Raw genomic sequence first — 18,904 nt, forward strand, 5'->3', positions numbered from 1 at the left:
CGTTGTACAAGGGCATTGCGACGCAACTCGTACATGTTTTTGGACTAGTACCATCTTATTACGCACCTGTCGCAAATATGACCCCTAATCGCAACATTTTTCTTCGCCGGGCGGCACTCACGCCTTCCAAATCAGGTATATGAAAGTCAAAGAAAAGTATGACAACGCAAGCAAGACCGTACGGAAAAATTCTATACGGTCTTGCTCTTGTAGTGTCTCGCTTGCCGGCACGTTGATTACGATGCGGGTTCTGCTTGCGGGCAAGGGGCCCCTTCGTTCCATAGGTATGGGACGGATTTGACCGGTACATAGCATGAACTCTCGGTCAGCAGCGGGCGCAGATCGGCTTTGTCCTCGGCGGGCGGCGAATCCCACGCCTCGATTACCTGCATTAGCTCCATCGCGTAATCGGCGTAGACGCGTCCCTGTTCATCCATCATAAGCGCCAACGGTTCTCCACTGAACGGATTTCTCACGTTCGACGCCTTAAGACCGACGGCTGCTTCATCGATGCGGTAGAAGCCAGGGTAGGCCTCCTCCTTCGAAGGCAGGCGTCCCTGCTTGCGTGTGTAGGAAGCGACGGCACGGGCGACATCGTTCACATATTGCGCCACCGCCAAATCCATGATGCAGACCTTCGGCTCCGTTTCTTCGTCAATGATAAGATAGGATCCGGCGCCGCCCGCCTCGAACGCACTAGACGGTGTGGCACTCAGCTTGCCACTGTGCTTCAGTGCCTCGAAGTCAACGCGGAACTTCTCGTATCGGGGAACATCCTCTTCGCTATTCTGTATCGGGAGCAACCCGGTATCCTTCAAATATTCATTCACTGCGCTCTGTACGAGCAGCACGCTCTCGCGGGCAGACTGCTGATTCTCCTTCCGCAACTCCTTCGGATACATGCATCCTTGCAGCAGCGCCAGCAATAGAGCGGTTACAGCCACGATGCCGACCTTTCGTTTTCGGTTCACAGCCATTCCCTCCTGCCTGTTTCGAGTAGAGGATGATTCCGTTGAAAGCTTGCCTTGTTGAACATTCGTATTGAGCCATCTACCACAATGAGCTCTCGCCCCGCTGTTCCTCCAGCTTGCGGCGGACGAGCGCTATCAGTGGATCTTCCGGCACCTCGACCGTTACGCTTCCCGTTCTCCCGTTCAGCCGGACCTGGCAAGCCAGGCGAGCGCCCAGCGTCTCCTTTATCCCCATCTTCCGTACCTCAGGCGGCGTCGGCGCCGTAACGGCATGCGCATCGCCGGACACGTTCACCTTGCACAGGAGGCAGCCCGCTTTCCCTCCGCAGCGCGTTCGCACGGCAACTCCGGCCTGACGGGCGGCCGCCAGTATCGTCGCAGCCCGGACGACATCAATAACTTTGCCAGCCGACGTGAATGTTACGCGCGTTCCCACAGCGCCCCTCCTTTTCACTGCAACTGTCTCGGTGCTGAAAACCAGCCTTTTTTGAACTCACATTTCTATTTATCATTTACATCATGGAAATCAGGCCGTACAGCATGCCGGCCAATAACATTATGAATGCGATAAACGATAGAACGCCTTTGACCCAACCCTTGGTTTTCATTCTGGCGAACATGATTAAAAGGGCGGAGAAGGTCATCAGGCCAATTCCGATAAACGATACCCACATCTTCGTCATCCCATCCATAGCCTCTGATTCTCCCATTCCTAACAAAACTGTCCTTATTATACCATTTATATCCCCAGAAGAAAACGAGAGTTGATGTTTCCTCCTCGCAAGCTGCAGCTTATCCGGGCCAGTTGACAAAAAAAAGCAGCGTAAGCATCCGCTCACGCTGCCGGCCGGTTCGGGACGGTAACCGCTACTTCTTCATCATCATTTTCATCAACGCTTCCATGTTGTTCGGATTCATGCCACTCTTCTTCACGGCACTGACAATATCATTTATCGTAGCTTCCGTCACGGGAAGCTTCGCCACCGTAGCGACCTGCTTGATGAGTTGGCGCAGTTGGGTCTCGCTCTGAAGCGTGGAAGGCTTAACCGAGCCGGCAAGCTTTTTGATTTGGTTTTCGGTAATGTTTTTGCCGGCTTTCTTGTTGATCTTGTTCAAGGCTTCCTTCGGGAATTTGTTATTCGACATATACTCCCTCCTCAAGTCTGTTTACCTACAATGTATGAACAGACTTCATAAGAGGTGAGAGATACTGCCGGATTCCACATTCTGCCTTGAACGATCAGGACCAGGCAGCCACTTCTTCGATCTCATGCTTGCGGACGCGGCCCATCAAATATTCTACCGCCGTCTTCGCTTCCCTGCCTTCGAACAGGACGCGGTACAACTGCTCGGTAATCGGCATCTGCACTCCATATTGCTCGGACAGACGGTAGGCGGCCATTGTCGTGCGGATGCCTTCGACGACCATTCCCATCTGGGACAACACATCGTCCACGGCCATGCCTTGCCCGATCATCGAGCCTGCGCGCCAATTGCGGCTATGCTGGCTTGTACAGGTGACGACAAGGTCGCCAACGCCAGCCAGGCCCGCAAATGTAAGCGCATTGGCACCCATATTCACACCGAGCCGCGCTATCTCGGCCAATCCGCGCGTCAGCAAAGCCGCTTTGGCATTATCGCCGAAGCCAAGCCCATCGGTCAGACCCGCGCCAAGCGCGATAATATTTTTCAGCGAGCCGGCCAACTCGACGCCAAGAACATCGGGATTCGTATACACCCGGAAGAAAGTGTCATTCATGAACAAATCCTGCGCCTGCTCCGCCGTCTTCAAGCCGGCGGAAGCGACGACTACCGTCGTCGGGCACTGCAGAACCACCTCCTCCGCATGACTCGGTCCCGACAGGACTGCGATTCGCTCCAAGTCCCATTCGAACTCCGCAGCCAATACTTCCGACATGCGGGCGAGCGATTCGGTCTCAAAGCCTTTGGTCGCATGGACGATAATCATTTCATCCGTAACATACGGCTTCATCTGCCCCGCCACTTGGCGCATGGCAGATGAAGGCGCCACGACAACGCATGCCGAGGCCCCTTCCATCGCTTCCTGCATGCTGCATGTCGCCTTCAAGCCAGGGTGAAGCACGACGTCCGGCAAATATTTTCCGTTGCGATGCTTCTCATTCATTTCTTTCGCCTGGTCACAATTCCGTGTCCATAAATACACGTCATGCCCATTTTGTGCAAGCACCTCACTGAGTGCCGTCCCCCAGCTTCCGGCGACGAGCACGGCAACTTTAGCGGACACGCGGTACCTCTCCTTTCTTCGAGGCGAGGCGATTCTCCGTGCCTCTCCATAACTTCATAATATTGCTTTGGTGACGATAGAAGGCGAACGCACAAATAAGCAGACTGCCCCAAAATATCGGCCAATCATAACGATAAATCAAAATAAAGACCGGTGTCAGCAGCGTAAAAATAAGCGAGCCGAGGGACACATACCGCTTCCAGACAATCGAGGCGATGGCCAGCACGCCTGCCGTGAAGGCGGGCCAAAAAGCAAGCATCGCCAGCACGCCAATCGTCGTCGCGATCCCTTTGCCGCCGCGAAAACGGAAGTACACCGGCCAATTATGGCCGGCGATCGCCGCGATGCCGCATCCAACCATCACCCAGGCATTATCGGCCAGCCACCATCCAAGCAGCACGGCCACAATTCCTTTGAGCGCATCCAGCAGCAGCACGCAGATGGCCGGTCCCTTGCCCAACACGCGCAGTGTATTGGTCGCGCCGGCATTGCCGCTCCCATGCTGCCGGATATCGATCCCGCGCAGCCATTTGGCGAACAGCAGGCTGAAGCTGATTGAACCGATGAAATAACTTGCTACAATGACAATGATTGAATATACCAATTCCGTTCTCCCCTAACCTTCATCGGATTTGCGGCGGGTGAACAGCCGTATCGGCGTACCCTCGAAGTCGAACGACGACCGGATTCGGTTCTCCAAATAGCGCTCATAGGAGAAATGCATCAGTTCCGGGTCGTTCACGAAGATAATCATCGTCGGCGGCTTCACTGCAACCTGCGTCGCATAATTAATGCGAAGTCGTCTGCCTTTATCCGTTGGCGGAGGGTTGTAAGCGACCGCATCGCTTATCACATCGTTAAGTAGATGGGTCGGTATGCGCTTCGCATGCTTCTCTGCGACATGCTCGATGACCGGCAGCAGCTTGTGAAGCCGCTGCCTCGTCTTGGCGGATAGGAAGACGATAGGCGCATAAGGCATGAACAGGAAATGATCGCGAATCTTCGTCTCGAATTCATGCATCGTGCGATCGTTCTTCTCGACGACATCCCATTTATTGACGATAAACAGCGCCGCCTTGCCGGCCTCATCGGCATAGCCTGCAATATGCTTGTCCTGCTCTATGATGCCTTCTTCGCCGTTGATGACGACAAGGACGACATCCGCCCGCTCGATCGCTTTCATGGAGCGCATGACGCTGTATTTCTCGGTCGTCTCGTACACTTTGCCGCGCTTGCGCATGCCGGCCGTATCGATCAGCACGAACCGCTGTCCGTCCTTCTCGAACGGAGTATCGATCGCATCGCGCGTCGTGCCGGCAATATCGCTTACAATGACGCGGTCCTCGCCTAATATGGCATTGACGAGCGAGGATTTGCCTACGTTCGGTCTTCCGATCAGGGCGACCCGGATGACATCCTCATCGTACTCTTCCTCGGTCGTCTCCGGGAACCTGTGGACCACTTCATCCAACAAATCGCCAAGTCCTGTGCCGTGCGAACCGGAGATAGGCACCGGATCCCCGAATCCAAGACTGTAAAATTCATAAACATCGTCCATGCGTTGCAAGTTGTCTACTTTGTTAATCGCAAGAACTACCGGCTTGGCGGAACGGAACAGAATCTCAGCCACTTCCTCGTCCGCCTGAGTTACGCCGCTCTTCGCTTCGCACATGAAAACAATGACATCCGCTTCCTCAATGGCCAGTTCGGCCTGCACACGGATGGAACGGAGCATCTCGTCTTCGCCATACACTTCAATTCCGCCCGTGTCAATAATGCTGAACGGCTTGCCATTCCATTCGCCCGTTCCGTAAATACGGTCACGTGTCACGCCAGGCTTGTCCTCCACTATGGCCAAACGATCGCCGATGACTCGGTTAAAAATGGTCGACTTGCCGACATTCGGCCGCCCGACAATGGCAACAACGGGTTTTGCCATGCAGTTCACTCCTCATCTCTAATGCAAATCTACATGTAGTTCATCATATCAAAAAATCAGCGCCTTGGCTAACCAATTTGCAGGAGACCTGACGAATTTGCAGCTCTATTTATCCGGTACGGGCGATACACCACCCGCTCATTGCAAGCGCGTCTGAATCCATTTGTGCCGTGACCATTCGATGACAACAGACAGCAGCCGGGCAGTCACAAACACGAGCCACCACGCATCCTGCACGGCGGCGCTGCCGAATTCAGCGGTTGGGGACAGCTTCAATTGGATCAGCCACTCCCCCGCCGTTAGCCCCAGCGTCAGCATGATCCACTGTTGCGTCCACTCCCGTGAGCACAGCAGCACGATCGCAATAATCATCAGATAGGCGGCGCTGTGCACCGGGAGAAGCGGGAGCAGCCAGACCGCCGACTGGGCCAGTAGCGCCGTCCACAGCCAGACCGCCGCAATCAATACGATGCGTCCGGCCAGAGCGAACATGAGCCAGCCGGAGGCTTGTGCCTGCAGACCGCCCAGACTTCCCGCGATCATGCACCACAACAGCCATACCGGCTGAATCCCGCGTCCTTCCGGCAGCAGCCCGAAGCCGGCATTATGATAGAACAGCCAGAACAAGCTGACCAGGAGTATGACCGATCGGGCGGTTCCACGCAGCAGCACCTCCCTCCATCCAGTCACCATCAATATAGCACAGCAGAGCAACAAAATACGAGACAGCATCCCCGGCAACACATTGCTTCAACTCCGATTCCTTTTTTGCTTATTATTTGAAGGAGCCTGAAAAAATAAACGGCGGGCTCTTGAGGAGCCCGCCGAAGGACAGGGATTCGGTTACTTTTTGAACTTGTTAAGCATATCGCCGAAGCGCTCACCCAAAGTAACACTCATTCCTTGATTGCTCATAGAAACGTTCGGGTTATTGCTTAGCTCTTCCTTCATCACTTTCCTCTCTGCTTTTGGCGTATGAGTCGGCGCTTCTTCCGTCTCCTTGATGCTCAAGCTGACACGCTTCTCAGCGGGATTAAAGTCAAGCACCTTCACTTGGACGGTTTGTCCTTGCTTCAGCACCTCAGAAGGAGTCGTAATGTGGCGATGCGCGATTTGGGAAATGTGGACCAAGCCTTCAACGCCAGAAGCTACTTCAACGAAGGCGCCAAAGTCTACGAGACGTTTCACTTCACCAGTCAAAATATCGCCTGTTTTGATCTTGTCAGCCGCTTGCTCCCAAGGTCCTTGCTGAGTTGCTTTCATGCTTAGGCTGATTTTGCCGTTCGCCGGATCGACTTTCAATACTTTTACGTTTACTTTCTGTCCTTCTTGGACCAAATCCGACGGCTTATCGACATGGTGCCAAGCCATTTCGGATACGTGTACGAGACCGTCCACGCCCCCCACGTCAACAAATGCACCGAATTGTGTCAGACGCTGTACGGTGCCTTCCAGCTCTTGGCCTTCACTCAGGCTCTCCATGACATGCTTCTTGTTCGCTTCGAACTCTTCGTCAAGCACTTCTTTTTGGGACAGAATGAGCTTGTTGTTCTCGCGATCAATTTCCTTAACTTTTACGCGCAGCGTACGGCCTTTGTAATCGCTGAAGTCTTCTACGAAGTGACGCTCTACCATGGATGCAGGAATAAATGCGCGGACACCGACATCGGCTACGACGCCGCCCTTGACGACATCAACAACCGTAACTTCAAATACTTCGTTGTTGTCGAAATGCTGCTGCATAACATCCCATGCATTCTCGCTGTCTACTTGCCGCTTGGACAGAACCATGCGTTCCTTGTCATCGTCGATGCTCACAACCTTACACTCGACTTCTTGCCCTACTTGGACAACGTCCGCAATATTGTCTACGGATACGGAAGACAATTCGCGAACGGGAATGACACCGTCATATTTATATCCAATGCTAACGACCGCTTGGTTGTCGTCGATTTTGACAATCGTGCCTTTGACGGTATCCCCTTTTTTGACGGACACGATGTTTTCCATTACATCCTGGTTTGCCGCTTCGGCTGTTTCGTTGACTTTTGTTTCTTCAGACATGTGAACTACCTCCTCAATTGAAACCCCATTTATTGAACCCCGCCTTAGAGGCCGACTTCGCAAGGACTCTTCCGTGCCCTTCTGCAACCGGTACCACTATTACGATGCCTTACGATACGAATCCGTTGCGTCGGGATATCGTAACAATCTTGAAAATAACGTGTAAATAATACCTGTAGTATCTTACGTTAGCGGAAAATCATGCACGCCGAGCCTTGGATTCGTCAACCTCCTCGCTTAAGGCCGTTGATCTGGTTCATAATGCGGTCGGTTGCCGTCTCCAGTACGTTGCTTCCCTTCTTCTCCAGCAGATCCGACATATCAATGGGCGGACCATAGACGACCCGGGTCTTGCGGAACAGCTTATAGCTGCCGATAATCGCCACCGGAACGACAGCCGCGCCGCTACGGAGCGCAATCATCGCCGCTCCCTTCTTCGCTGCGGCCGATTGGTCCGTAGTGCGCGTGCCTTCAGGGAATATGCCCATAATATCCCCGTCCTGAAGCAATTGAAACGCCGTGCGGATCGTTTCTTTGCCGACGCCATTCCGCTTGACGGGGAATGCGCCCAACGCCTTGATGGCGGCTCCGAATACCGGTATGTTGAAAAGCTCGGCCTTCGCCATGAAGCGGATGCGCCGCTTCAGCAAGATGCCTATCGCCGGAGGGTCCAGCAGGCTGATATGGTTGGAGCAGAGGACAACGCCGTCATCCTTCGGTACATGCTCAATCCCGGATGCTTCCAACCGGAAAAGAAGGCGGTATATCAGGCGAAGCAGCGCCCTCATCATTGTATAAAACATAATTGATTACCGTTCCCCATCTCTGCATAATAATTTGGCCTGATCCACGATGACACGAACGACCTCATCTATCGTCATACGCGTCGTATCGAGCAGAATGGCGTCTTCCGCCTGCCGCAGCGGAGATACGTCCCTCGTCTCGTCCTGCTTGTCGCGAGCCGCAATCTCCCGCACGAATTGCTCTACGGTCGGACCGTTCACGCCGCTCGATTCGGCGTAACGCCGGCGCGCGCGCTCTTCGACGGACGCAGTAACGAACCATTTCTGTTCGGCATCGGGAAGTACATGCGTGCCAATATCGCGGCCATCCATTACGACTCCCTTGCGGGCAGCCATGCTGCGCTGGAGGTGGACAAGCCTCTCCCTAACGGCGGATGACCGGGCATACGAGGACGCAAGCCGACTAATCTCCGGCGTCCGGATCTCGTCCGTAACGTCGGTTCCGTTCAACAGAACGGCTTGCCTGGAATCAAGCGGAATCAATTGAATCGCGACACCCTGTATCGCTGCATGAATCGCATCCGCATCCTCCGGATCAATTCCCAATCGTAACATATGTAACGCTACCGCTCGGTACATGGCACCGGTGTCGATATACGTATAACCCAAATCGTGGGCAACGAGGCGGGCTACTGTGCTCTTCCCAGCTCCTGCAGGCCCGTCGATAGCGATATTCAAACGAAGCGCAGGAGCGTTGGACTGTACGGTCAACGAGTCTGACTCCTTCCTGGAACACTCACCATGTATAGAGATATCACTAAAAAAGCAGGCGTTGCCTGCGACGTCAAAATTATACCACACTTCATGAAGGGATGCAAAACGGGAAATAAGAGGATCTGCCCGGTCCCCGAATCCGATTCACGGCTTCTTCGCGGGGCCATCTGCCGGATGCGGCACGCCTTCCAGCCTCTCCACTTTGCAGAGCAAGCTTCTTATCCCGCCGTGCATAAGCAGCAACTGAACCGCAAGCAGCGCCGCAGCAAAGGCCAAACCAATTCGAACCATCCACCTGAAAATCCGTTCCCACCAATCCATAATTGCCGCTTCCCGATCGCACACCGGCTCCCACTTCCTCCTTGTTATTACAGCACAAAGCGCCGTCAAGCCTCCTCCTGTCTTCAGGGTAGATGCCCAGCCGGCGCTTCTGCGGTGCAAATGTTATTCGTGCACGGCAGTCATCTCTTCGATGTGCTCTTCTCGTCCATTTTCGGCGTTGATATAGATGCGGTATGTGTTGCCATTGATCTTACCGCCGAATTCATAGCACAGCACTTCTTCTCCATCATCATTTTTAATCAGGGACAGCCGCTCGAACAGAACCTCGATTTCCGGGTGCAGCATCTTCCGCGCTTCCTGCTTCGTAAGCTTGGCCTTGCCGATGTTCCGATCCTTATACTCATATACATAATCCGTCGCCTGGAGCCCAGTCACTTCCCCGTTGTCAAGCGCGACGCGCACGCTGACTTGCTGTGGATAGACATAGACGCCGTTAATGACCGGTACGAAGGTGAAGCTGCCGATGCGGTTGAATTCATTGTATTTGACGGCCTCCATGTCGGGATAGCCATGTTGCTTCAAAAACTGCTTAGCGAATTGGGTGGCCTGCTTCATCGAGATTCGCTTCTGCTTCATCTCGCGCGCGTCCATATACGCCATCAACATGCCCTGCTTCGTAAAATCCAACGTTACGGTTCCCTTCCCGTCATTACCGTAGTCGGCGAACGCCGTGTAGGATTCATACTCCGTTCCTTTGCCGTTATCTCGGACTTCAATTTTCTTGTAATTTTTTTTGCCCAAAAATTGTTCCGCCTTCTGCCGGATCTGCTCTACGCTTAGCGGCTGGCCTTTCAGCATCTTGACGGAACGCTTCGTATAGATATTGGCAATGGTAGGTCCCCAATTCATCTCTGGATACTCGCCTACTTTTTTGTCTACGGTTTTGAAGCCGTCGATAATCGTATTGTCCATCGTTTTTTGCTCTGACGCCATCGCGGTCTCGACATCCATCCAGCGCAAATTGTCGGCGAGCACTTTATGCTGAACCTGCTGTAAATTTTCTGAAATCTCGCCCGCGTTCTTATACAGCGTCTTCAGCGTTTTCATCTCGTCGTCCGACAGCGGCTTTTTGGTCAGATCGCGAATCGAGGTACGATAAGCGAAATTAGAGATACGAGACAGAAAATCCTCCGTCTTGTTGAACGGCAACAGTGTCAGCGGAAGCTGGTTAATCTCATTCTGCGCTTGGCTCGTAATCCTCCATACATTGGCGAGCCCTTTGCGGTGCATCGCCTGCGATAGTGAGTTGACCGCGAGGGTGCGTCCCAGTTCGCTGTGCAGCCTGTCAACATGGTACGTCAAATCATGGAATGCTCGTTGATATTGGTTTTCCGCCTTGATTAAGATTGAATTTTTCTCTTGATGCTCTTGATAGCCCCACACGATCGCTCCAACGAAAAAGAGCGTAACGATCGGAAACATGACGGCACTAAATCGTTTATACATGGTACAAACGTCTCCCTTCACAGCAACTTATACATGGATTTGTCCATAGTTTGCTGGAACAGCGGAAGGTTTATGCATCGTTTCCTTATGTTACTCTCTTCATCTGACAACGAGGCAACTCAAATCGGTTCTTCTTCGACTTCAAAATTATCGCGGTTGTCACACAGACATTGCTTGAATCCCGTTTCCACTCGGCCTTTTTCCCTCTTGCCGCGCAGCACGAACTTCTCGCCGCACCGGTTGCAGCGAATGGTTACTTTTACCCGCACACGCTCACTCCTCCATCATCTGTAAGAGGCGTTCACAACGTCGCTTGCAAACACCTCGCTTCATAAGAGGAAACAGCAAGAATCGCCCTTGCTTCCTAAATGCTAGTATTGCCTGCCGGTTCACATATTAATCTCTTCCTCCCGCTTCACTAGATGCAAGGGCGAGCGGGCATTCGCCCTGCGCACCTTCCCCATTCCGTAGTACCACAGAAAAATCATGAGCGGTACGACAAACCATATCCAGTAACGTGTCACCGTCAACAATATCAGATTATAAATGCCATGCCAGAAAATAGGAAACAGCAGGGAATAGGCCAGGTAATGCCTGGTCCGTCCGGCATTGTCCTTGGTGAACTTCGCCTTGCCCATATAGTAGCCCATCATAACGCCGAACATCGCGTGCCCCGATACCGGCAGCAGTGCCCGCAGGAGCAATTGTGAAAAGGAAGAATGATAAATCCAGGCATAAAGTACGTTCTCGATGGTAGCAAAGCCGAGAGACACGGCAACAGCATATAAAATTCCGTCGTAATGCTCGTCGAACTCAACATGATTATAGATCATATGATACAGCACGAACCATTTGACCGCCTCTTCCACCCCGGCCGAAATGGCAAAGGAGGAGACGAGCGGGGTGTCTCCCCACCACAGTACCAGCCCGTGCTGCACAATCATAATCGGGAAGACCATCAAAAGTCCGAGCAGGAACACGCGCACAACCATATGAATCGGTTCATAATCATAGCGGTCCTTCAGATAGAAGTACACCAACAGCGCAATGCCGGGGGCTATCGCTGCCATAAGCAAAGGCAGTATCGGCGTAGTTGATACCATCGTCTGCACGGCCGTATCTGAAGTGCTGGCGGCTATCGCTACGATAGCCGGTTCGATGCCCACACTTACACCCACCCCCGATAGCGCGCCGCTTCAGCTGTCTTGCGTACGCCAACCATATAAGCGGCCAACCGCATGTCCACTTGCTTCATCCGATGCGTCTCGTATACTTTGTTGAAGCCCTGGGTCATCAGCTTTTTCAGCTTCTGCATAACTTCTTCCTCAGTCCAGTAGTAGCCTTGGTTGTTCTGTACCCACTCGAAATAAGACACGATGACGCCGCCGGCGCTTGCCAAGACGTCCGGCACGAGCAGGATGCCCCGTTCCGTGACCATCTTGGTCGCTTCGATCGTCGTCGGTCCGTTGGCCGCTTCAACGATAATGCTCGCCTGAATCTGATGGGCGTTATCCTCGGTAATCTGATTCTCAATCGCTGCCGGAACGAGAATTTCGCAAGGCTGGACGAGCAATTCTTCGTTCGTAATCGTATTTTTGAACAAATTGGTGACGGTGCCGAACGAATCCCGGCGGTCTATCAAATCCGGGATATCGAGTCCTTCCGGATCGTAGAGTGCGCCGTTGACATCGGAGATGCCGACCACCCTCGCTCCCGCTTCATGCATGAACTTGGACAAATAGCTGCCGGCGTTCCCGAAGCCCTGAACGATGACGCGCGCATCCTTGAGCGGAATGCCGCGCACCTTGAGTGCTTCGAAGATCATCATGACGACGCCCTGCGCCGTGGCGGTCTCACGCCCCCTCGATCCTCCAAGCACGATCGGCTTGCCCGTAATGAAGCCCGGGGAGTCGAATTCCCGAATATGGCTGTACTCATCGACCATCCATGCCATAACTTGCGAGTTCGTCATGACGTCCGGCGCCGGAATGTCCTTGTTCGGACCAACCATCTGGCTAATCGCACGGACATATCCACGGCTCAACCGCTCCAGTTCGCCGAACGACATCCGGCGCGGGTCGCAAATAATTCCGCCTTTGCCGCCGCCGTACGGCAAGTCTGCAATTCCGCATTTCAAGCTCATCCATATAGACAGGGCCTTGACCTCTTCTTCCGTCACATCCGGATGAAAGCGCACACCTCCCTTGGTTGGACCGACAGCATCGTTATGCTGGGCGCGGAAGCCGGTGAACACCTGAACTTTGCCGTTATCCATGCGCACCGGTATCCGCACCGTCAGCATGCGAAGCGGCTCCTTCATCAGTTCCACCATATCTTGTCCATAACCCAGACGCTGCAATGCCTGTTCAATTACGAGCTGAGTGGAAGCAAGTAGGGAGTTGCAATTATTAGCGGTCATCATTATTCACCTCATAGGTTGATAGTAGATAAACTCGTGAAACCGGGGGTCTGGACATTGATGTGTCCAATGAGTTCAAGCTTGAATATACTGACTGACATATGATGACAAATGAAAACAGGGGACTCGCTCCGTTCCGAAGCGGGCTCCCTGTTACTCATCAGAAACCATTTAGGCGTGCCGAGGAGGGAAATGACTGCAAATGACGGAGATCGCATTCTCCGGGAGTATGCATGTCCCGTACTCCTCCAGAACCGCAGCGGTTACGGACGCGGCTTCCCCATACTCGGCAAGAATAGAGACCAGACCTTGCAGACGGTGAGAGTCGAAATCAGCCGGTTCAGCATAAAATATCCACTGATTATTATATTGGTATAGCGCGCCAGAGACGGAGAATTTGATATTCACCGTGTGGGCCGCCTCGATCAAATGCTCAAAATCGCGGAAAGCGAAAACGATGGTGTCGATCTCTTCCAGCGTCACTTCCATTTCATACACATCATCAAGCTCGTCTTCATCGGCGCCGCTTATATGATGCCCCGCGCCATTCCAATGGGTCCGGGTTACAATGACAACCATGCCTTGGGCAGGCATTGCAAACACTTCTACGGCAAGCGGTCCCGTCGCGTCGAATCCGAGTTCGGTGTAAGCCTGGTCCATCATTTCTGCGAACAATTCCTGCAGCTTCGTCATCTCGCGCCACAGATCTTCGCGTTGGATCCCGCGCTCCGACAAATCGTCGAACGTAAGAAAAACACGGATTTTATCTTGACTGAGACGTTCGATTTTCATGGACAGGACCCTCCTTTGCAACTTCGGTTATAACAGATTATGAAGCAACATATAATATGTGCTGAAAATGGTTCCTTGTAACCTCATGTTATCATTATTTCAAATGTTTTGCACTACATAAAATAGCCTGTCCGGATCTACTCAGATATGTACTAGAAATACTTAAAAAAAGCCGTCGATGAACGCTCGACGGCTCTTGTTGCTCGAACAAGACGGCCCAAATCGGCTGCATGATCTTGCAGCCCCTTACTTGCTATTCATTAGTGGCTGGCTTGCTGCTGCATGTCCGACTTTGCCGCTGACGGCTGAGCCGAAGTCTTCGAGTCGTTCTGGACGCTTGTGGAAGCAGCCGAAGAATTCATGGATGAAGGCAGCGGAGCCAGTCCGTTCTCACGCAGAATCGCGTCAACCTTGCGCTTGACTTCCGGATCGCGATCGATCAACTGCTTTACTTTGTCCAGGCTGAACTCATTCGCGTTCGATTGGCCGGACGCTTGAGACAAGGTGCTCATGTCAGCGAGATTGGACATCATCGTAGAGTCCATCATTTTGTTTTTCGCTTTGCCCATCACGTCCTGCATCACATCTCCAGCCAACTGAAGCTTGGACTGGAGGTTGGCAAGCGAGCGGCGATCAGCCATATACATGCCGGCGATTACACCGAGAGCCGTACCGGTAAAAAATGCTCTCATGTTCACTGTGTTCCCTCCTTGATGATTAGGATTCAATTGTTAGTGTTGTCGTCGTTCACCTGAACCATGCGCAATAAATTCAGGAAACCGTTGGGGCTTTGCCACCGCCAGAACAGCGAAGCTCGCTCCTCGCTTTTTTAGTGTGCCCGAAGGGTAATGAAATGAACCTCCGGCGGGCTGCATAATCGGAAAGGGGCATGCGAGGTCCCATATCCCCTGCTGATGAACAATCGCGTGCGATGTCCCTCCTTATCAGCGAACGGATACCAGCCTGCCGAGTATTGGCGGTAAAACTCCCCTGTTCGGAGAGGTCCGAGGCCCGGCAAGCAAATTTGGCCGCCATGCGTATGTCCGGATAGGACCAAATCGATGCCCTCCATATTCTCGCCGCGCAGTGATAGTGGATCATGAGTGACGACGATGGTGCATCCCTGTTGCTCCCGAACGTCGAGCATACTGATCCTGGTATTGGTTCTTCCCGTACTGAAGTCATCCCAGCCGACCAGCCATATCCACGCTCCGTCTCGATCCAACCGGAAGGCTCCGTTGTCCAGCAGCCTCACGCCCATTTCACGCAGCATATCGTCAAGCCTGCGGATATCGGTCTTGTAATCATGATTGCCATGAATGGCAATCACAGGCCCAAGACGCGATAACATCCGTATATTATGTCTGCAGCGCTCTAGTGGAACGCCGGCTTCCGTCATATCGCCGCCGAGGATGACGAGATCCGCCTTGTCATGCTCCAGCAGTGCCGCCAGCTCCCGCTCAGTCATTGTCCGCCGATGAATATCGGAAATAAAAAACAAGCGGGTCCCGTCGAAAGGTGACGGCAGCCGCCTTAACGACACTTCCTCTTCGACAATGTTACATCCGCTCGCTTCCCGCAACATGTAGCCCGCAACGGCACAGAAGCCCAGTACAACAAGACCGATAACAGCAATCACGGCGAATTACCCCTCCATCGCCATCTTATGACGCCCCCATAAGAAGAGAGCGATTAGCAGCCCGATAAACAGCAAAAACAATATATTGTAAAACCATCGCGTAATTTTTGCATAGTTGGAAGGATACAATTCTTTGCGGGATGGCAAATAACGATCTTCATCCTCTTCCGCATCAAGGAGAGCCCCCGCATGATCCTCCCGCTCGTCTTCCTGGCGCACCGATGCTGTTGTTGTGGTGACTGGATGAGACCCGGCCGGTTCCTTCCCAGGGGTGGAAGCCTTAGGCGCCGAATCTTCCCGCAGCCGACGCAGCGCAGTGAGCGCCTGGCTGTCTTCCATGTCGGGGGCCGCGGATCTGCGTGTGAACCCGCGGAATGACGGGTCAGGCCGCTTCTCGCTCATAACTCCCTCCGAAAGCGTAAAATAAGTCCCATAATCAAATCAATGAAAAAGTGAGCCGCAATAGGTGCCCACAATGTTCCCGTCCATTCGTTAACGGCTCCGAGGGCATAGCTGATAAGAAATACCATCAACGTCGGCAGCCAATGGCGTAAATAGCGGACATGGATCGCAGCGAATAGAATGCTGGTCCAGTACGGACCAAAAGCATGCTGCACCGCCCCCCGGAACAGCAGCTCTTCACATATCCCTACAATAAGACAAATGACGATAATATGCCATATCGACCGCTTACCGAACAGCTTCTCGTTCAAGCCCCCGTCGTCTGTCATGTTCTCCGGCATGAATTGCGATACGGCAATATCGACGAGCACGACGACGACAGCCAATCCGGCGCTCCACCATAGCCACTGCCATTGTTCCGGCAGGGCCAGAAGGACGAACGGATTTCTGCTCTGCAGCCATATCCATATCAATCCCGTCAGCAGGGTCAAGCCTTGCGTCAGATACAGGTTAAGAAGCAGAAGTTGATCGTCCAATTCCTGAACACGAAACTGCCGTTCTTTAAATGGATTCCATTTTTGTTTCATTCGATACCTACCTTATCGAGTATGTACACGAAGATGCATGTAAAGTTGCGCCGAACCGACAGATGAATCATATCAGAAAAAATGATTCCGATACAACCTTAGCCATTGCAATCGGCCAGACAATTCCCCTACAATAGGTAAATGAGGGAATGACCACCATCCCGCTCCTGATCCGCGTGATAACGCTCGTTAATGAAGAAAGCAATGCGGCATGTCGAACTTGGTCGTAGACGCATTCATCGAAATTCCGGCTAAAAGCAGAGTTCGCTTACCATTCTCTTCTCGCCACCTTCCCAACCCCTTCCCCGGCTGCGTCATCGGGGTGCTCGTCATGTCCGACGACATTTTATAGTTAACTATGATATAGATTTCGGGAGGAGATATCCATGTTTAAAGTACTTGTATCGGATCCAATCAGCGATTTCGGCATCCAGCAGCTAGTCGATGCGCAGGATGTGACCGTCCTGAAGAAGACCGGATTGTCGGAAGACGAGCTGATCGACATCATTGGTGATGTCAACGCCCTGCTCGTCCGCAGCCAGACCCGGGTGACGGCGCGTATCATGGAATCCGCCAAGCAACTCAAAGTTGTCGGACGTGCGGGTGTCGGCGTCGACAACATCGATCTGGAAGCCGCGACGAAGCGGGGAATCATCGTTATCAATGCGCCGGGCGGTAACACGATTACGACCTGCGAGCATGCCTTCGCCATGATGATGGCCTTGTCGCGCCATATTCCGCAAGCGTATGTGAAGACGATTAGCGGCGTATGGGACCGCAAATCGTTCCTTGGCGTCGAATTGATGAACAAGACGCTCGGCGTGCTCGGAATGGGCCGCATCGGGAGCGAGATCACGAAGCGCGCCAAGGCATTCGGTATGGAAGTCATCGGCTACGATCCATTTATGACGGACGAGCGGGCGGAAAAGCTTGGCGTTAAGCTCGGAACGGTTGACGACATTATCCGCACGGCCGATTTCATCACGGTCCACACTCCACTCACCGATGAAACGCGCCATATGATTTCCCGTCCGGAGTTCGAAGTGATGAAGCGCAGCATGCGTATTATTAACTGCGCCCGCGGCGGCATTATCGATGAACAGGCGCTTATCGAGGCGCTTGACGAGGGTATCGTAGCTGGAGCGGCCTTCGACGTGTTCGAAGCGGAACCGCCGGCTGCGGATCATCCGTTCTTGCGTCATCCGAAGATCATTGTCACCCCTCACCTGGGTGCATCGACGATAGAAGCGCAAGAGAATGTGGCGGTCGACGTCTCCGAACAGGTGCTGCATATCTTGCGGAACGAACCGTTCAAAAATGCGGTCAATATGCCGCCGATCGCGCCAAGCGTGCTAAAGATAATTCAGCCTTACTTCAAGCTCGCCGAGAAGCTGGGGCAATTCGCTGGCCAAATGGCCAAAAGCCCTGTCCTGGAGATCGTCGTCAATTATTGCGGCGATCTGGCCGAGCTGGACACCCAGCCGCTTACGCGCCACATCGTCAAAGGCGTGCTGTCCCGCCATCATGGCTCCGATGTGAACGAGGTGAATTCGATGCATCTGGCCAAGATTCGTGACATCCATATTTTAGTAGAGAAATCCCACATCGCCAAAGGCTTCACCAACCTGCTGACAGTCAAGCTGCGGACCAGCACCGAGGAACGGCTCGTGGCCGGCACGCTGCTGAACGGATACGGTGAGCGGATCGTCCAGATCGATAAATATACGGTCGATCTCGTCCCGGACGGCTATCTCCTTCTTATCTCGCATCATGACAAGCCGGGCGTCATCGGACGGGTCGGCTCCCAGCTAGGCAACAACGACGTGAACATCGCCACGATGCAGGTAGGACGCAAAATTGCCGGCGGAGATGCGATAATGGTGCTGTCCGTGGACAAGTCGGTGCCGCAGGATGTGCTCGCAGGGCTAAAGGCTCATTCGGACATCAAGAAAGCGAAAATCATCGTATTATAACGACTCAGATCAAGCAAAGCCCTGCGACTTGTTCCACAGGCAATATAATTTTAGTAAAAAATCTACGGGCCTTATGCAATGATGAGCACTTTTCACAAAATTGCTGTTGACGCGGCTTCCTCGGGAATTTCGGATATACACGGTTGTGTAAATTCCCTCAAGTAAAACTCGTTGCTCTAACTTGTAATCGCACAATTTTGGACGTATCCATCTACGTTAATCTGATATTGGGCCATTTTCAAATCCCCCTCATTCGTTATTTTGGAAAAAACTATTTTCACAATTATACGGACTCAACTAAATGCACCTGTTGGTTGAAGAAACTTGTTGTCTATTATTCTTGAGTGTCTTCGTCACTTTTGTATTCTAAAATGTCTCCAGGTTGGCATTCTAATGCTTTGCAAATTGCCTCTAAAGTTGAACGCCTAATTGCTTTTGCCTTTCCATTTTTCAATATGACGGATTGTCAAGCCAAGTGCGACAGTTCTTCTGAGAAGGATTCGTGAGCAGTCTTCCAGCCCAAACATTTTCGTGGTCGTTGATTGAT

The 18,904-nt window shown here is 52.8% G+C and carries 23 protein-coding genes; 1 reads left to right on the forward strand and 22 read right to left on the reverse strand.

Annotation, left to right across the window (positions count from 1 at the left end; all coding sequences use genetic code 11):
- Nucleotides 1-236 precede the first annotated feature (236 nt).
- The 21 genes from PPOP_RS06095 to PPOP_RS06190 all read right to left on the reverse strand — a co-directional run bounded on the left by PPOP_RS06095 (nt 237) and on the right by PPOP_RS06190 (nt 16,384).
- Nucleotides 237-977, reverse strand: a complete 741-nt coding sequence (locus PPOP_RS06095; RefSeq protein WP_006285234.1) for a hypothetical protein — start codon at nt 975-977, stop codon at nt 237-239.
- Nucleotides 978-1,050: 73 nt separating this feature from the next.
- Entirely contained in the window at nt 1,051-1,407 is a 357-nt protein-coding gene (locus tag PPOP_RS06100) for a 2Fe-2S iron-sulfur cluster-binding protein (RefSeq protein ID WP_006285235.1), read from the reverse strand.
- 76 nt (nt 1,408-1,483) lie between these two features.
- Nucleotides 1,484-1,663: a DUF2768 family protein gene (locus tag PPOP_RS06105; RefSeq protein WP_006285237.1), complete on the reverse strand. Its 180-nt coding sequence runs from the start codon at nt 1,661-1,663 to the stop codon at nt 1,484-1,486.
- Nucleotides 1,664-1,838: 175 nt separating this feature from the next.
- Nucleotides 1,839-2,117: a stage VI sporulation protein F gene (locus PPOP_RS06110; protein ID WP_006285239.1), complete on the reverse strand. Its 279-nt coding sequence runs from the start codon at nt 2,115-2,117 to the stop codon at nt 1,839-1,841.
- 94 nt (nt 2,118-2,211) lie between these two features.
- Nucleotides 2,212-3,237: an NAD(P)H-dependent glycerol-3-phosphate dehydrogenase gene (locus PPOP_RS06115; RefSeq protein WP_006285241.1), complete on the reverse strand. Its 1,026-nt coding sequence runs from the start codon at nt 3,235-3,237 to the stop codon at nt 2,212-2,214.
- On the reverse strand, nt 3,227-3,841 hold the full coding sequence (plsY, locus tag PPOP_RS06120) for a glycerol-3-phosphate 1-O-acyltransferase PlsY (protein ID WP_006285242.1): 615 nt from the start codon (nt 3,839-3,841) through the stop codon (nt 3,227-3,229). The genes PPOP_RS06115 and plsY overlap by 11 nt, the downstream gene beginning before the upstream one ends.
- Nucleotides 3,842-3,853: 12 nt before the next feature.
- Nucleotides 3,854-5,176: a ribosome biogenesis GTPase Der gene (gene der / locus PPOP_RS06125; RefSeq protein ID WP_006285243.1), complete on the reverse strand. Its 1,323-nt coding sequence runs from the start codon at nt 5,174-5,176 to the stop codon at nt 3,854-3,856.
- Between the two features lie 138 nt (nt 5,177-5,314).
- Entirely contained in the window at nt 5,315-5,920 is a 606-nt protein-coding gene (locus tag PPOP_RS06130; protein ID WP_148277844.1) for a permease, read from the reverse strand.
- Nucleotides 5,921-6,019: 99 nt separating this feature from the next.
- Nucleotides 6,020-7,240 (reverse strand): 30S ribosomal protein S1, encoded by a 1,221-nt coding sequence (rpsA, locus tag PPOP_RS06135; RefSeq protein WP_006285245.1) that lies wholly within the window; start codon nt 7,238-7,240, stop codon nt 6,020-6,022.
- Between the two features lie 224 nt (nt 7,241-7,464).
- Nucleotides 7,465-8,043 (reverse strand): lysophospholipid acyltransferase family protein, encoded by a 579-nt coding sequence (locus tag PPOP_RS06140; protein WP_006285246.1) that lies wholly within the window; start codon nt 8,041-8,043, stop codon nt 7,465-7,467.
- A 6-nt stretch (nt 8,044-8,049) separates the two neighbouring features.
- A complete protein-coding gene (gene cmk, locus PPOP_RS06145) occupies nt 8,050-8,754 on the reverse strand; it encodes a (d)CMP kinase (RefSeq protein ID WP_006285247.1) in 705 nt (234 codons plus the stop codon).
- Nucleotides 8,755-8,901: 147 nt separating this feature from the next.
- A complete protein-coding gene (locus PPOP_RS06150; protein WP_234399698.1) occupies nt 8,902-9,147 on the reverse strand; it encodes a diadenosine tetraphosphatase in 246 nt (81 codons plus the stop codon).
- Nucleotides 9,148-9,201: 54 nt separating this feature from the next.
- Complete coding sequence (gene ypeB, locus PPOP_RS06155; protein WP_042227612.1) at nt 9,202-10,545, reverse strand: germination protein YpeB; 1,344 nt, start codon at nt 10,543-10,545, stop codon at nt 9,202-9,204.
- 119 nt (nt 10,546-10,664) lie between these two features.
- On the reverse strand, nt 10,665-10,814 hold the full coding sequence (locus PPOP_RS23305; RefSeq protein ID WP_006285250.1) for a hypothetical protein: 150 nt from the start codon (nt 10,812-10,814) through the stop codon (nt 10,665-10,667).
- A gap of 120 nt (nt 10,815-10,934) precedes the next feature.
- Nucleotides 10,935-11,648 (reverse strand): glutamic-type intramembrane protease PrsW, encoded by a 714-nt coding sequence (prsW, locus tag PPOP_RS06160; RefSeq protein ID WP_042227621.1) that lies wholly within the window; start codon nt 11,646-11,648, stop codon nt 10,935-10,937.
- Nucleotides 11,649-11,713: 65 nt separating this feature from the next.
- Entirely contained in the window at nt 11,714-12,967 is a 1,254-nt protein-coding gene (locus tag PPOP_RS06165; protein WP_006285254.1) for a Glu/Leu/Phe/Val family dehydrogenase, read from the reverse strand.
- A 168-nt stretch (nt 12,968-13,135) separates the two neighbouring features.
- Nucleotides 13,136-13,756, reverse strand: coding sequence for a genetic competence negative regulator (locus PPOP_RS06170; RefSeq protein ID WP_006285255.1), 621 nt, complete (start codon nt 13,754-13,756; stop codon nt 13,136-13,138).
- A gap of 260 nt (nt 13,757-14,016) precedes the next feature.
- Nucleotides 14,017-14,448 (reverse strand): hypothetical protein, encoded by a 432-nt coding sequence (locus PPOP_RS06175; RefSeq protein WP_006285257.1) that lies wholly within the window; start codon nt 14,446-14,448, stop codon nt 14,017-14,019.
- A gap of 137 nt (nt 14,449-14,585) precedes the next feature.
- Nucleotides 14,586-15,395 carry a metallophosphoesterase gene (locus PPOP_RS06180; protein WP_006285259.1) on the reverse strand — a complete coding sequence of 270 codons (810 nt, stop codon included), beginning with the start codon at nt 15,393-15,395 and terminating at the stop codon, nt 14,586-14,588.
- Between the two features lie 6 nt (nt 15,396-15,401).
- On the reverse strand, nt 15,402-15,797 hold the full coding sequence (locus tag PPOP_RS19305; protein WP_006285260.1) for a hypothetical protein: 396 nt from the start codon (nt 15,795-15,797) through the stop codon (nt 15,402-15,404).
- Complete coding sequence (locus PPOP_RS06190; RefSeq protein ID WP_006285261.1) at nt 15,794-16,384, reverse strand: CPBP family intramembrane glutamic endopeptidase; 591 nt, start codon at nt 16,382-16,384, stop codon at nt 15,794-15,796. The genes PPOP_RS19305 and PPOP_RS06190 overlap by 4 nt, the downstream gene beginning before the upstream one ends.
- Nucleotides 16,385-16,770: 386 nt before the next feature.
- On the opposite strand from PPOP_RS06190, the gene serA reads away from it, so the two are divergent.
- Nucleotides 16,771-18,357 carry a phosphoglycerate dehydrogenase gene (gene serA, locus PPOP_RS06195; protein ID WP_006285262.1) on the forward strand — a complete coding sequence of 529 codons (1,587 nt, stop codon included), beginning with the start codon at nt 16,771-16,773 and terminating at the stop codon, nt 18,355-18,357.
- A gap of 334 nt (nt 18,358-18,691) precedes the next feature.
- Here the strand turns inward: serA and PPOP_RS20120 are convergent, their stop codons facing one another.
- Nucleotides 18,692-18,814, reverse strand: a complete 123-nt coding sequence (locus PPOP_RS20120) for a helix-turn-helix domain-containing protein (protein ID WP_479691890.1) — start codon at nt 18,812-18,814, stop codon at nt 18,692-18,694.
- Nucleotides 18,815-18,904: the final 90 nt, after the last annotated feature.

This window comes from Paenibacillus popilliae ATCC 14706, assembly GCF_000315235.1.
In the GTDB taxonomy this organism is placed as follows: Bacteria; Bacillota; Bacilli; order Paenibacillales; family Paenibacillaceae; genus Paenibacillus_B; species Paenibacillus_B popilliae.